The organism is Anaerococcus sp. AH8042_DFU013_CI05 (genome assembly GCF_047936775.1).
Taxonomy (GTDB): domain Bacteria; phylum Bacillota; class Clostridia; order Tissierellales; family Peptoniphilaceae; genus Anaerococcus.
This window is the reverse complement of the sequence record NZ_CP175954.1, coordinates 845,635-860,449: the sequence shown is the minus strand read 5'-3', so window position 1 is coordinate 860,449 and position 14,815 is coordinate 845,635. Positions and strand designations below refer to the sequence as shown.

At 31.7% G+C, this 14,815-nt stretch carries 16 protein-coding genes; 13 read left to right on the top strand and 3 right to left on the bottom strand.

What is annotated here, in order from left to right; all coding sequences use genetic code 11:
* Window positions 1–306 precede the first annotated feature (306 nt).
* The 6 genes from ACKRLN_RS04515 to ACKRLN_RS04490 all read left to right on the top strand — a co-directional run bounded on the left by ACKRLN_RS04515 (window position 307) and on the right by ACKRLN_RS04490 (window position 7,078).
* Window positions 307–2,946 carry a valine--tRNA ligase gene (locus ACKRLN_RS04515; protein ID WP_296143356.1) on the top strand — a complete coding sequence of 880 codons (2,640 nt, stop codon included), beginning with the start codon at window positions 307–309 and terminating at the stop codon, window positions 2,944–2,946.
* Between the two features lie 406 nt (window positions 2,947–3,352).
* A complete protein-coding gene (locus ACKRLN_RS04510; protein WP_203128493.1) occupies window positions 3,353–3,643 on the top strand; it encodes an ABC transporter permease subunit in 291 nt (96 codons plus the stop codon).
* A gap of 8 nt (window positions 3,644–3,651) precedes the next feature.
* Window positions 3,652–4,383, top strand: a complete 732-nt coding sequence (locus ACKRLN_RS04505) for a class I SAM-dependent DNA methyltransferase (protein WP_203128487.1) — start codon at window positions 3,652–3,654, stop codon at window positions 4,381–4,383.
* Window positions 4,383–4,589, top strand: a complete 207-nt coding sequence (locus ACKRLN_RS04500; protein ID WP_203128486.1) for a cold-shock protein — start codon at window positions 4,383–4,385, stop codon at window positions 4,587–4,589. Before ACKRLN_RS04505 ends, ACKRLN_RS04500 begins: the two co-directional genes overlap by 1 nt.
* Before the next feature lie 2 nt (window positions 4,590–4,591).
* Window positions 4,592–5,596 carry an alpha/beta fold hydrolase gene (locus ACKRLN_RS04495; RefSeq protein WP_296143358.1) on the top strand — a complete coding sequence of 335 codons (1,005 nt, stop codon included), beginning with the start codon at window positions 4,592–4,594 and terminating at the stop codon, window positions 5,594–5,596.
* 70 nt (window positions 5,597–5,666) lie between these two features.
* A protein-coding gene (locus tag ACKRLN_RS04490; protein ID WP_416334623.1) for an IS3 family transposase occupies window positions 5,667–7,078 on the top strand; the annotation gives its coding sequence in 2 pieces (ribosomal slippage) (window positions 5,667–6,173 and window positions 6,176–7,078; 1,410 coding nt in all).
* Between the two features lie 112 nt (window positions 7,079–7,190).
* Here ACKRLN_RS04490 and ACKRLN_RS04485 read toward each other — a convergent pair.
* On the bottom strand, window positions 7,191–7,487 hold the full coding sequence (locus ACKRLN_RS04485) for a rhodanese-like domain-containing protein (RefSeq protein ID WP_203128051.1): 297 nt from the start codon (window positions 7,485–7,487) through the stop codon (window positions 7,191–7,193).
* A 96-nt stretch (window positions 7,488–7,583) separates the two neighbouring features.
* On the opposite strand from ACKRLN_RS04485, the gene ACKRLN_RS04480 reads away from it, so the two are divergent.
* The 6 genes from ACKRLN_RS04480 (at window position 7,584) to ACKRLN_RS04455 (ending at window position 11,061) form a co-directional block, all read left to right on the top strand.
* Window positions 7,584–8,048, top strand: coding sequence for a hemerythrin domain-containing protein (locus ACKRLN_RS04480; RefSeq protein WP_296140969.1), 465 nt, complete (start codon window positions 7,584–7,586; stop codon window positions 8,046–8,048).
* A 117-nt stretch (window positions 8,049–8,165) separates the two neighbouring features.
* Window positions 8,166–8,831 (top strand): DUF969 domain-containing protein, encoded by a 666-nt coding sequence (locus tag ACKRLN_RS04475; RefSeq protein WP_296140972.1) that lies wholly within the window; start codon window positions 8,166–8,168, stop codon window positions 8,829–8,831.
* Entirely contained in the window at window positions 8,831–9,778 is a 948-nt protein-coding gene (locus ACKRLN_RS04470; protein WP_238390495.1) for a 5-oxoproline transporter, DUF979 family subunit, read from the top strand. Before ACKRLN_RS04475 ends, ACKRLN_RS04470 begins: the two co-directional genes overlap by 1 nt.
* Before the next feature lie 12 nt (window positions 9,779–9,790).
* Entirely contained in the window at window positions 9,791–10,435 is a 645-nt protein-coding gene (pcp, locus tag ACKRLN_RS04465) for a pyroglutamyl-peptidase I (protein ID WP_203128065.1), read from the top strand.
* A 74-nt stretch (window positions 10,436–10,509) separates the two neighbouring features.
* A complete protein-coding gene (locus ACKRLN_RS04460) occupies window positions 10,510–10,755 on the top strand; it encodes a hypothetical protein (RefSeq protein WP_296140975.1) in 246 nt (81 codons plus the stop codon).
* Between the two features lie 72 nt (window positions 10,756–10,827).
* Window positions 10,828–11,061, top strand: a complete 234-nt coding sequence (locus tag ACKRLN_RS04455) for a hypothetical protein (protein WP_416335355.1) — start codon at window positions 10,828–10,830, stop codon at window positions 11,059–11,061.
* Between the two features lie 331 nt (window positions 11,062–11,392).
* Here the strand turns inward: ACKRLN_RS04455 and ACKRLN_RS04450 are convergent, their stop codons facing one another.
* Together ACKRLN_RS04450 and ACKRLN_RS04445 are read right to left on the bottom strand one after the other, a co-directional pair.
* The gene (locus ACKRLN_RS04450) at window positions 11,393–11,695 is read right to left on the bottom strand and encodes a hypothetical protein (RefSeq protein WP_296140981.1); all 303 of its coding nucleotides are present in this window, start codon (window positions 11,693–11,695) and stop codon (window positions 11,393–11,395) included.
* A 172-nt stretch (window positions 11,696–11,867) separates the two neighbouring features.
* On the bottom strand, window positions 11,868–13,829 hold the full coding sequence (locus ACKRLN_RS04445) for a bifunctional metallophosphatase/5'-nucleotidase (RefSeq protein WP_296140983.1): 1,962 nt from the start codon (window positions 13,827–13,829) through the stop codon (window positions 11,868–11,870).
* Window positions 13,830–13,962: 133 nt separating this feature from the next.
* Here ACKRLN_RS04445 and ACKRLN_RS04440 point away from each other — a divergent pair, with 133 nt between their 5' ends.
* On the top strand, window positions 13,963–14,814 hold the full coding sequence (locus ACKRLN_RS04440; RefSeq protein ID WP_296140985.1) for a fructosamine kinase family protein: 852 nt from the start codon (window positions 13,963–13,965) through the stop codon (window positions 14,812–14,814).
* Window position 14,815 lies beyond the last annotated feature (1 nt).

The following is a 14,815-nucleotide window of genomic DNA, read 5'->3' as shown; positions in this document are numbered from 1 at the left end:
TAGGTGAAGATGATACACTAGAAAACCGAACGTTTTGACAAAATAATTTATGATAATATAATGATAAAAGAAATTTAATATGAAATAGTAAAAGAGGAGTAAATTGCAAGTACTTTCAGAGAGAAGATGTTTGGTGCAAATCTTTAGTTACAAGCTTTTGAAGGTTGCTTTTATGTATATTTCAGTGTGGTACGCATAAGTATATTAAGAGTCTTTTATTTTAAAAGGAATTTAGGTGGTAACGCGATAACTCGTCCTAGAGCTATGGCCTTACCACCTTTTTAAATGAAATTTTAAGGAGTAGTAATGGAAACTAAATATAATCCAAGTGGATTTGAAAAAGAAATCTATAAAAAATGGGAAGATGGCGGATATTTCAAGGCTGATGTAAATAAAGACAAAAAGCCATTTACAATTGTAATGCCACCACCAAATGTAACTGGTCAGTTACACTTAGGACACGCTTTAAATAATACTATCCAAGATATTGTTATTCGCTATAAAAGAATGGCAGGCTTTGAAGCACTTTGGATACCAGGAACAGATCACGCATCTATATCAACAGAAGCAAAAGTAGTTGGTAAAATTCGTAGCGAAGGTCATACAAAAAAAGAACTAGGTCGTGAGAAATTCTTAGAAGAAGCCTGGGCTTGGACAGAAGAATACGGCGGTACTATCAAAAAACAATTAAGAACCATAGGTGTATCTTGTGATTGGGACTATGATAGTTTTACAATGGATGAAAATCTAACTCGTGCAGTAAAACGAGTTTTCAAAAAAATGTATGATGATGGTTTAATCTATCAAGGAAATAGAATTGTAAACTGGGATCCAGAAGCAGAAACTGCTATCTCAGATGCAGAAGTTTACCACGTAGAAAAAGAGGGTAATCTTTGGTATATCAAATATTTCTTTGAAGATAGCGACGAATATATTACAATTGCAACAACACGTCCAGAAACAATGTTTGGAGACTTAGCAGTTGCAGTAAACCCAGAAGACCCTAGATTTAAAGAGAAAATAGGCGAAAATTTAGTATTACCTATAGTAGGCAGAAAAATTCCACTAATTGAAGATAGCTATGTAGACATGGAATACGGTACAGGATGTGTAAAAATCACACCAAGCCATGACCCTAACGACTTTGAAGTTGGAGAACGCCACGATCTTGGCCAATGTGTAGTAATAGATACAAAAGGCCATATCACAGATGATTATGGTAAGTACTCTGGCCTTGACAGATACGAAGCTCGTAAACTTTTAGTAAAACAACTTGAAGATGAAGGCTATCTTGAAAAAATCGAAACACTAACTCATGCTGTTGGTTATAGTGAGAGAACAAATGTAGTAATAGAGCCACTTATTTCTAAACAATGGTTTGTAAAAATGGATGAACTTGCAAAAATGGCAGCAGAAGTTTATCAAAATGGTGAGCTAAAATTAATTCCAGACTCTCTAGGCAAAACTTATATGAACTGGCTAAATAACATTAGAGATTGGACAATCTCTCGCCAACTATGGTGGGGACATAGGCTTCCAGTATTCTATACAGATGATGGAGAAATAATAGTTTCAGAAGATGAACCAGATGAAAATGGAATGTTAAATGGAGTTCATGTTACTCAAGAAGAAGATACACTTGATACATGGTTTTCATCAGCCCTATGGCCATTTGCAACCCTTGGTTGGCCAGTAGAAAATGAAAAGCTAGACTATTTCTTCCCAACAGACATCCTTGTAACAGGATATGACATCATATTCTTCTGGGTTATCAGAATGGTATTTGCTTCCCTATATACAACTGAAAAAGTTCCATTTGACCACGTATTATTTACAGGTCTTATCCGTGATCCACAAGGAAGAAAAATGAGTAAATCTCTTGGAAATGGTGTAGATCCAATAGAGGTTGTCAATGAATATGGAGCAGATGCGCTTAGATTTACTTTAATTACTGGAAATAGTCCTGGAAATGATATGCGTTATGATGAAAAAAGAATAATCGCTAGCCGTAACTTTGCCAATAAATTATGGAATGCAACTCGTTTTGTATTAATGAATATAGATGAGGGAGACGATTTAGACTTTTCAACAGTAGAAAATCTTGCCCTAGAAGATAAATGGATTTTAAAACGTCTTAATAATGTTATAGAAGAAGTAACTAAAAACCTTGAAAAATACGAAATCGGACTTGCAGCAAGCAGGATAGAAGATTTCATTTGGGAAGAGTACTGTGACTGGTACATTGAATTTGCTAAGCTAAGGCTAAATGGTAATGATGAAGCAGAAAAAGCAGATGTAAAAAAAGTTTTACTCTATGTTCTAAACAAAATGATAGCCTTACTTCATCCATTTATGCCATTTATCACAGAAGAAATATATTCAGCACTTCCAAACACAGAAGGTATGTTGATAGTAGAACAGTGGCCAAGATTTAATGAAGAATTTGAATTTGTAAGCGAAGAAGCTACTGTTAACTCAGCAATTGATGCAATCACAGCTATAAGAAACCAAAGAGCCACATTAAATGTAGGTGCAAAAACAAAACAAGATTTAATTATCCTAGCAGAAAATGAAGAGTACAAGAATTTACTAGCAAATCTAAAAGGACAATTTAAAAATCTTGCAAATTCTAAAGAAGTTAATATCTATTTAAAAGAAGAATTTAATGGTGACAAAGAAAACCTAGTAAATCTAGTATTTAACGAATTTTCAGTTCTAATGAGCCTAGATGACTTGATGGACTACGAACAAGAACGCGCACGTTTAAAAGATGAAATCAAAAGATTAGAAGGCGAAATAAAAAGAGCAAGTGGTAAGTTAAACAACGAAAACTTTGTAAGCAAGGCTCCAGAAGCAGTTGTAAATGAAGAACGCGAAAAGCTTTCTAACTATGAAGATTTACTTGAAAAAACTAAAGCATCCTTTGAAGAAATAAAAGATAAATAAATAATTTAATGGATAATTAGTTTATAAAATATATTAATATTTACTTAATATAATCCTCCGCTTAATATAATATTAATTTATAAATATTATTGTGGAGGATGTTTTAATGATTTTGAAAATTTTTTAAAAGTTCCAGAAACAGAAGCTTTACTCAAAGATCACCTGACCAAAAATTTAAATAAGTTTTCGTTGGCCATAAGAGCTTAAGATATCCTAATTTTAAGTATCATTGCTATGGGTGTAGCAAGTATATTAATGTTTATTTTTGTAGTTTTTTCTGCTAAAAATGTTAAAAATGAAAACTTAATTTCTAATAATATTTTTGGGAAAATAATGTTGGATTACACAATTTTGGAGTTTTGGCAAAACTTTGCTCAGAAGTAATAGAGGAAATGGACCCTAATCTATAAGAAACTTAGGTTTAAATGGAGCTAGCACAGCCCAGGCACTACTTTATGGTATATTTCCAGAAACCAGTGTAAAATTTATAAATTATATTTTATACAGGTGGGAAGTCACCATTAGAACAACTATTGTTGTAGGATTTGTAGGAGCAAGTGGCCTAGGTATGGCCTTTAAACTAGCCATGAGTTTCTTTAAGTATTCAGAAATTACCCTATATATGATATGCTATTTAATATTAGTATATATTGCTGATTTAATTTCAAAATTATGCAAGGATTACATTAGAAGATAGGGGGAAAAATGTACGAAGATTTTTCTTATATATATGACAAATTAAGCTTTGATATAGATTACCAAGGATACGCAGAAAATATTTTGAACTTGGTAGATAAATATAATATAAACAGAAAAAATATGCTAGAGCTTGCTGCTGGATCTGGAATGCTTACAAAGTATTTTTTTGATGAGTTTGAAAATATTGATGCCTTGGATATTTCACCAGATATGTTAAATGTTTTTGCAAATAAATATGATATTGATAATGTAAATTTGATTTATTATGACATGGTTGAATTTGAAAATCCTAATAATTATGATTTGATAGTCATACTACTTGATTCTATAAACTATGTAACAGATCCAAAGGAGCTAGAAAAACTTTTTGAAAATTGCTATAAAAATCTTAAAGATGGTGGACTTTTGGTTTTTGATATTAATTCAGAATATAAAATGAAAGAAGTTTTTGGATCAAATTGCTACGTCTATGAATATGAAGATATATTCTACACTTGGGACAATTTCTATGAGGATGATTTGATAGATATGCATCTAAATTTCTTTGTAGAAAAAGAAAATGGCTCCTATGAAAGAATTTATGAATATCAACAAGAACGTGCATATTCAATAGATGATGTTACAAAAATAGTTAAGCAAACTGGATTTAGAGATATCAAGACTTATGATGAAGATGACTTTGGTGATTTAAAAGCAGATACTCTTAGAGTATTATTTAGTGCAGTAAAGGGAAGATAATGGCAAAAGGTGTTGTAAAATTTTTTGATAATAAAAAAGGATATGGTTTTATAAGTTCGGATGAAAATGATTATTTTGTGCATTTTTCAAGCATAATATCAGATGAAGACTACAAAAAATTATCTGAGGGAGATATGGTATCATTTGATATAATTGATCAACCACGTGGGCCCTCTGCAATAAATGTGCAAAAATTGGAGGACTAAAAATGAATTCTTATCTGCTACCAATCCTTATAGTTTTAATATTTTTACCTCAAATCCATTATTTGAAGAAAACTAGTGATTACAAAAAAATGAATGTGGGTAGCAAATGGTTTGTAAAAAGTAAACAAACTTTTGAAGACCATGCAGAAATGTATATAAGAAATACCGATGGCCATGAGATCTTTGTAAGATTATATGAAAATGAAAGCCCAAAAGGTGTAGTCCAAATTGTCCACGGTATGGCGGAGCATTCTTATAATTATCTGGACTTTATAAAATTTTTAGTAAAAAATGGATACACTGTCATTGCCCATGATCATAGGGGACATGGAAAGAGCATATCTGAAAAATATCCAAATGGATATATGAGTTTATCTGAAGAATTAATCGATGATACTTATGTGATCAATAGTTTTATCCATGGCAAGCACCCTGAATTACCAGTTTATATGATTGGCCATTCCATGGGTTCTATGATTGCTCGTACTTATTTGCAAAATCATGATGATACTATTAGCAAATTAGTTTTAATTGGTACAGTTGAGCACAGTAAAATATCGCCTTTCGGTGTATTTTTGGGTAATATAATTTCATTTTATTTTGGAGAATACCAAGCAGCTGTCCTTTCACCACTATTGCCAGGTGATGGAAGAGACACTTGGATTTCTTATAATATGGATAATGTTATAGAAAAAAGAAATGATAGTTTCAGAGTATTTCAATTTTTGGAAAGAGGTGTTGTTGTAATTATTGATCTAAACAACAAAATGGCCAAAGTAAAGAATTATAAGCTCAAAAATCCAAATCTTAAAATCCACTCTGCAACTGGAGCAGATGATATAGTCACAGGCTCTGAACTAGGACTTGAAAGCTCAATAAAAACATTAAGTAAAGCAGGATATAGAAATATCAGCCAAAAAATATATCCAGAAATGGAACATGAAATTTTAAATGAAAAAGATAAACAAATAGTTTATGATGAAATATTAGAATTTTTAGATAGTTAAAAAAGCTCCTGGCATCTATGAACTGACCCCTTAAAGTTGGACCTAACCAACTTAAGGAGGTCAGTTTTTTATGGCAAAATATAGAACAGAATTCAAATATAAACTAGTTAAAAGATATTTAGAAGGTGACGAAAGTTATGAATCTTTAGCTAAATCATTCAATATTCCTGATAAATATCAACTAAGAGTATGGGTGAACGCATATCAAACACTAGGTTATGAAGGATTAAAAAGATCTAGAAATAAGAAGGATTACTCTACAGAATATAAATTAAAAGTAGTAAAGTTGTATTTAACAAGTGAAATGTCCTATCTAGACCTAGCCAATAATTTAAATATATCAAATCCATCTATGATATGTACATGGGTTGGCAAATATAGAAAATATGGAATTAAGGGACTGGAAGCTAAAAAACGAGGAAGGCCTTCAAGTATGACTAAAGAAGATAAAAAAGTTAGTAAATCAACAGATAAACAATATACTCAAGAAGAAAAAGATAGAATCAAAGAACTTGAAGATCAAGTATATTGGCTACAAATGGAAGTAGATTTCTTAAAAAAAAAGAGGGAATTCAGACAAAGGGACAAACTCAAAAAGAAGAAATAGCTAGGATAATACACGAACTTAGAGAAACATACAAATTGAAAGATTTACTAAATAAATTAAACTTTCCAAAATCAACATATATGTATTGGCAAAAAAGATTCGGTAGAACTAACAAAGATGCTGATTTAGAAGAAAAAATATTAAATATTAGAGCTAATCATAAAAACTATGGATATCGTAGAATATATGGACATTTAAGAAATCAAGGAATACTAATAAACAAAAAGAAAGTACAAAGATTAGTCCAAAAACTAAAACTACAAGTTACAAGCTTTGGAAGAAAATCTAAGTATTCATCATACAAAGGGCATATAGGAAAGTTATCAGACAACCTAATAAATCGTAATTTTAAATCAGACCTAGCTCATCAAAAGATAACAACAGATACATCAGAATTTAAATATTACGCCACTGATGATAAAGGTAATACTAGAATAGGTAAACTGTACTTAAATGCATTTCTAGATATGTATAATAGTGAGATAATATCATATTCCATAAGTAAAAGGCCAACAATAAAAGCAATCTTAACCCCACTAGAAGAAGCCATCAACATAACAAGTGACTGCAAAGAAAGAAGAATAATTCATTCAGATCAAGGATGGGGATACCAGATAAATCAGTACACAAAAAGACTTAAAGAATATGGAATAACTCAAAGTATGTCAAGGAAAGGTAATTGCTTAGATAATGCTCCAATGGAAAACTTCTTTGGAATACTAAAACAAGAAATGTATTATGGTCAAACTTACAAATCCTATGAACAACTAAAACAATCCATAGAAATGTATATCGAATACTATAATGAAGAAAGAATAAAAGAGAAATTAGGATACTTATCACCGGTAGAATATAGAAGAAGGAATGCTGCTTAAAAAATAGATTTTCCCCTAGGGGAAAGTACAAACAAAAACATCAGACACAGATATAAATCTATGCCTGATGTTAAGTCCAACTTTTTGGGGTCACCTTATCTATCCAGGAGTTTTATTTTGTCATTTTATAATCATATAGCCTTACTCCAGGGGCTATAGTGATATCAGAAAAGTTGGCGTGTGTTAGCATATCAGCTGCAAATTCACTGCGTCTAGTAGATCCACAATATAACACAATTGGCTTATCGGTTTTAATTTTATCTAAATTTTCCAATACTTCATCGTAGGGAATGTTTATAGCGTAAGGTATGTGACCCTCCTTAAACTCTTCTCTTGTTCTTGCATCAATTACAAAATAATTTTCCAGATTTTTTTCTAATTCATTACCACTTATCAATTTATAAATCATATTTTCTCCTTAATATTATTATACCACGTTAAATGATTGCTATAATTTACTGATTTTTATATAATATAGGAGAAAAACAAATTTAAGGAGTCATTTATGAATTATATAAAATTAAACGAAAATATCCATAATGAAGTAAAAGACCTAATCGAAAAGGTAAAAACTTCAACAGGAAAAACAAAAGAAAATGCTTTTTATGAAGTCTATGCATTATTAGCAGGCCACCATGAAGCAGAGGAAAAAGTAATATTTCCAAAAGCACTTGAAAAATGCGAAAAAGAAGAAGACAAAGATACTACTTTAGAAATGCCAGAAGAACATTCTCTTATAATGTTCCAATTAGGAGTTTTAAACAATACTCCTCTGGATAATGAAACATGGGATGCAAAATTTAGTGTACTTGAAGAAGTAGGCACCCACCACATGGATGAAGAGGAAGATAAATTTGCAAAAGTGGCTAAGAAATTATTCACTAATCAAGAATTGGAAGAGTTAGGCGATCAAGTAGAAAAAGAAATGAGTGCCATTAAAAAAGAATGGCTAGATAAACTTAAAAACTAAAAAGAGATAATTTAGTCTTTTTATTTTTGTAAGTATTTTAGCACGATATTGCATACGTTTATTGACTTTTTATAAAAAATATCTTAATATTATACAATATTCATAAGGAGGATTTATATGGAATATTTAAAACTTATAGGTATCCTGATAATTGTTTTAGGCTTTATTTTTAAATTAAATATAGTTTTTACAGTTATATTATCAGGATTCGTTACAGCCATGGTTGCTGGAATTTCTATCCCAGAATTCTTAACCATCCTTGGCGAAAATTTTGTAAACCAAAGAATAGTAACTCTATTTATCATAACCTTGCCAGTTATAGGCTTATCTGAGCAGTTTGGTTTAAAGCAATCGGCAGAAAAATTAGTTAAAAAACGTAAAAACTTATCACCAGGTGCATTACTCAATGTTTATCTATTATTTAGAGAGCTAGCAGGATTTTTATCAATGAGAATTTATGGCCTTGTGCAATTTGTAAGACCAATTATTTTCCCAATGGCTGAAGCAGCAGTTGAAAAACAAAATGGAAAGTTAACTCCAGAACAAAGTGAAAAACTAAAGGCTCGTGCTACATCTATGGAAAATTTTGGTAACTTCTTTGCTCAAAATACATTTATCGGTGCAGGTGGTGTACTTTTAATCACAGGACAAATGGAATCATTAGGATATCCGGTAACAAATGCTGATATAGCAGCAAAATCACTTCCTATTGCTCTAATTTGTCTTGTACTTGGAGTTATCAAAAACATTATTGATGATAGAAAATTAAAGGAGGCTAAATAATGCAAACAATATTTGGTATGCCAACAGCAGATTTTTTTCCAAAATTTTTAGAATTTATATTTGTATTAATAGGTCTACAATTTTTCTATACAGCTTATAGAGTAGCAAGATCAGAAGATAGTGAAAAGAAATTTACAACAGTAATATTTTGGATTATTTTAGGAATGCTTTTTGCTTTTGGGAAATTAATTCCATCTATGCTTTCTGGAATACTAGTAGTGATAATTGGTATTATTTCTCTAATGAACGGAATTATGGTAAAGGGTGCAATAATTAATGATCAAAAAGTAGAAGTAGAAGGATCGAATAGACTTGGTAATAAAATATTTATTCCAGTTATAGTAATGGCAGTTCTTGCTATAATTATTGCAAAACTAATACCGGATTCATCTTCATCTGTTCTAGGATTTACAGCAATTGTTGCAATAATTGTCGTAATGATTATGACAAAATCAAGTTTTGGAGATATGATGAAACAATCTGATAGGATGGTTCAACAAGTAGGAGCAGTTGCTATTTTACCACAACTTTTAGCAGCACTTGGAGCAATCTTTGCTGCAGCAGGAGTAGGTGATGTAATCGCATCTATTATCGGGGGTATGATACCAACAGTTAATCCATGGACTGGATCTATTGCTTACGTTCTAGGAATGGTAGTATTTACAGCCATTATGGGTAATGCTTTTGCAGCATTTACAGTAATCACAGCAGGAATTGGTGTTCCATTTGTTATTGCTCAAGGAGCAGATCCAGCAATCGCAGCAGCTCTTGCCATGACAGCAGGCTATTGTGGAACACTTATGACACCTATGGCTGGTAACTTTAACGTACTTCCAGTAGGTTTATTAGAGATGAAAGATAGAAATGGGGTAATAAAAGAACAAGCACCACTTTCAATATTAATGATCGTAGCCCACATACTTTTAATGAGATTTTGGGCATTTTAGGAGGAAATAATAATGAAAATATTAGTAACAGGTTTTGACCCATTTGGTGGAGAACCAACAAACCCAGCTATAGAATCAGTAAAAAGAATAGATGATAACATCGAAGGCGCTGAAATTATCAAACTTGAAATACCAACAGTATTTCACAAAGCAGCTGATGTTGTTGAAGAAAAAATAAAAGAAGTAAAACCAGATGTAGTTTTATCAATCGGACAAGCTGGTGGTAGATACGGAATTACAGTAGAAAGAGTTGCAATTAACGAAGATGATGCTCGTATAGAAGATAACGAAGGCAACCAACCAATCGATGTTAAAATCAGGGAAGACGGAGCCCCAGCATATTTCTCAACATTACCAATCAAGGCAATGGTAGAAGAAATAAAAAAAGAAAAGCTACCAGCAAGCGTATCAAACACGGCAGGTACATTCGTATGTAACCACATAATGTATCAAGACTTATATTTAGCAGAAAAATATGGAAATATCAAAGCAGGCTTTATCCACGTTCCATTTTTAACAGAACAAGTAGTAGATAAAAAAGATACAGCTTCAATGAGCCTTGAAGATATCGTAAAAGGACTAAATGCAGCAATTCGTGCCATAGTTAAATATGATAACAAAGAAGATATAAATGTAACAGGTGGAGCAACTCACTAAAATAAAAGACCCAAAAGGGTCTTTTAAAATATAAAAAAAGGGTATAAATAATAAAAGAATTAAAGGAGATAATAATGGCAGAAAATAAAGAAAAATTAGTATACGAATCAGATGATCTAGAAAAAGAAGATGAACTAGGATACGAAAAAACAAACGAAGAAATAGAAAAAATCAAAGAATTCCAAGAATCAACAGTAGAAGATGTGCCAATGAGCAATGGTGAAAACTGCGGAATCGTAGAATTTGAAGGCGAAAGAATCAATACATGCAAAGGCGAAAAAATAGTAAAAAAAGGATATGAAAGCCCAGATAATAAATAAAAGAGTCAGTAATGTCAGAAAAAAGATTAGAAGATGATAGACTAAGACAAGAATCTGAAAATGTGAAAGAAAGTGAAATACTTGGGAAAGTTTACAGCGGATCTTCGATACGGTGCAGGAACAAACGAAGGAGCTGAACCACATAACTCAATGGATGATCGAATAAGAGAAGACAGCAGCATGAATGGAAATAATTTTTCCAGTGACTATAATATAAACACAGCAGATGGAAAGCTAGAACAAGAGCTTAGAGAAGACCTAGGTCTTTTGGATGACGATACAGACAAAGAATTAAAAGATAGATAAATTTTTTAAAGAATTTAAAAACTAGAACTTAAGTTCTAGTTTTTTATTAAAAAAATTTAAATATGCTTATAATTCTATAATTTAAATATTATAGTATATAATATTTGTCACCATTATTACTTTATTGTATCATACACCAGTTATTAATGGGGTTGTTCAAAATCTTTAATTTACTAACGATGATGATAAATAAGATAAAGAATAGGATATCTATTCGGTTTGAATTTAACAATAAAAACTTCTAAGTCTAAATTATCTCAGGAGTTGTTTTTGCAAAATTCTCACAAAAAAAGATGGACCAATAAGTCCATCTTTTTCTTTACTAATATTATTAGTTGTTTGTTTTTTCTGTAGCTTCATCTTCAGCTTTGTTAGCTGCGTCATCAGCTTTTTCTTCAGCATCTTTAGCTTCGTCAGCTGCATCTTCAGCTTTGTTTTCAGCATCTTCAGCTGCATCTTCAGCTTTGTTTTCAGCATCGTCAGCTTTCATTTCAGCGTCTTTAGCTTCGTCAGCTGCTGGTTCTGTAACAGTTGTATCTGTTTTTGGTTCATCTTCTTTTGGTTCTGCATTGTTTCCACATCCTGCAAATGCGAATGTTCCTGCTAATGCTAATGCGATTAATTTTTTGTTCATAATACTCTCCTTTTTTCGTTAATTATATTAACTGGGATTATTATAGCTTCATGCACTAGATTTGTCAAATATCGCTATAAATCATACTTAAAATGGAAATGACTATTATTTTTAATTGATAAAAAAGCACAGTAAAACTCCTAATTATAAGTTGTAAGAGTTTATTTTTAAACTAGGCTGCTTTATTAGCTTTTACTTCTAAACTGCTATCTATTAATCTACCGTCTGTTTGTGGGTTTATAGTTCCATCATTTTTAATTGCATTTTCAAAAATTTCTGAGATTAGTTCATATTCACCTATTTTTGGACATGACTTAAACATTTCATAACCATCTCCACCAATTGCCATAAAGTCATTTGTTACTAGGGTGTAGGTTTTGTTTGGATCGATAGCTTCACCACCAATTGTAATTTCTGTTACTCTGTCACCAGCTGCTCTTGTTGAGTCATATTTTACCATCATGCCAGCAATGTGTGGGAATTTTCCTGCTGAATTTGGTGCATCTGTTAATCCATGCTCTAGAGCTTCTTTTATAACTGATCCTGGTGCTTCTAGTGTTACTGCAAAGTTTGTGAATGGGAATACTGTTAGTACATCACCTTTTGTAATTGCACCGGCAGAAATTGAATCTCTGATACCACCACCATTTGTAATTGCTACATCCGCACCGGTTGCTTTTATCATTGCATCTGTTACATAATCACCTAAGTTTGTTTCGCGAGTTCTTACCATTTCGCGAGAGCCTACTAATTCGACACTAGTTTCACCTACATTTTGGTCAAGGACTTTTTTATTTTCATTTGATACTGTTTCAATTTTTGCTAGAGTTTCCTTGTTTGGATATAGATGTTTCATTCTTTCGTATGGTTTTAAACTAGCATTTTTTGCTACAATTTTGTTATCTTTATCAAGTAGTAGTGTAACATCACCTATGAAGTATCCGTGTGCTTTTGCCTGTGCAATAAGTGTATTTCCTACATATCTACCGTTTTGTAGTTCTGTGTGAGAGTGACCATCAATTATTACATCAATGCCTTCTACATTTTCTGCAATCAAAGTTGAAGTTTCTGTACTTTCTTTATCTTCACCTAAGTGAGAAAGACAAACAATAACTTCGGCACCTTGGTTTTTAAGGTTTGCTACTTCAGATTGTGCAGTTTCAACAGAATTTACAAATGTAAGACCTTCAGTATTAGCTGGAGAAGATTTTGTTTTTGTCTCTTCTGTTGCCAAACCAAATATACCTACTTTAATACCATCAACATCGATAATGCTGTCAGAATCAATTATTTTATTTCCATTTTGATCAATTACGTTTGAAGCAAAAATAGGGAAGTTTGCTTTATTGTTAAGTTCGATTAGTCTTTGGTAGCCATAGTTAAAGTCGTGGTTACCAGCTGTCATCGCATCAAAGCCCATTTGATTCATTACATCGATTACACTGTCGCCACTAGAGATTGTTGCAAAAGTTGTACCGTGAACAACATCACCTGCGTTAAGTAGTAGGGCATTGTTGTTATAGTTTCTGTTATCATAATATGTTTTTAGTTTAGCAAAACCAAGTTCGCCATTTTTTTCATTTTCTTCTATTCTACCGTGGGTATCATTTACATGGACGATAGAAATTGTTTTATATCCTCGTAGCTTATTTAATGTGTATTCTGCTTTACTTTGAGTTTTTAAAGATTCATTTACGGCAGCAGTAAATTTATCTTTACTTTTTTCGATTTTGTTAGGGGTAAATTCAAATAAAAGGAATATAGATTCTTGCCTTATTTTGTTGTTAAATACAGCTAAATCCAAGTCTTTAATCTTTTGACTTTCATTTGCTCTTTCTGGATGAAGACCGTCAACTACAGTTTTTGATTTTTTAAGAATTTCATCGGATTTTTTTACAAGATCTTTTAATTGATCTTCTGCACCATTGGCAAGATTAGGGAATTCTTCTAAAAGCATTTTGCTTGCTTTATTTGAAACGCTATTTTTAAAATATGACGTTTCAAGCTGAGATTTTTGGGTTTCAGTAAGCTCTGCAGCATAAACATCACTAGTTGATGTTACTATGCCTGATGTTAGAAGCGCTAGACTTAATGTAGCTGAAAAGAATGACTTTACTTTTTTGTTTATAAACATATTTCCTCCAAAAAAATTATTTATATATATATCATATAATATTTTACGAATATGTATTGTAAAATTAATTTTATATTTGATTTAGTTTGTAAAATTTGAGTAAGGGTAAATAGTCAGTAAGAAGGTGGTTAATATGGAAAAATTTATAGAAAATTTACCAATAAATGTAACTGATATAAGAGCTAGCCGCGGTGGCGATGTTAATGATGCTTATAAAATATATTCGAACGATGATATTTACTATATGCTAGTCCAAAAAAATTGTGATGCAAGTTTTTATGATGGAGAGATAGCAGGATTAAAGCTTTTTGAAGATATTGGGTTTACCGGTCCGAGAGTAATAGATAATGGATTTATAGATGGTGATGCTTATTTGCTTTTGTCCTATTTGGATGAAGGCAGTAGAGGATCTCAAACTGAGCTTGCTAATTTAGTTGCTAAGTTGCACAAGACTAAGAGTCCTAATGGCAAATTTGGTTTTGATTATCCACATAGAGGCTCACAAACTACTTTTACAAATGAATGGAAAGATACATGGGCAGAGGTATTCTTAGAAGAGCGAATGAATGTACTAGCCAAACAGCTAATGGAGATGAATCTTTGGACTGATTATGATTTAGAAAAATATAAAAAAGTTCATGAAATAATGGAAGATGAGCTTAAAAATCATAAATCAGAACCATCATTGCTTCACGGGGACCTATGGGGTGGAAATTATATGTATTTATCTGATGGTAAACCAGCCTTATTTGACCCAAGTCCATTCTATGGAGATAGAGAATTTGATATAGGAATCACAACAGTATTTGGCGGATTCACTGATGAATTTTATGATAAGTATAATGAAATTTATCCACTAGAAAGTGGATATAGGTTGCGCTTAGAATTTTACAGATTATATCTATACATGGTTCATTTAATAAAATTTGGTGAAATGTATGAATCATCTGTGAATATGACGATGGAGAACATCCTGGGATATTGAG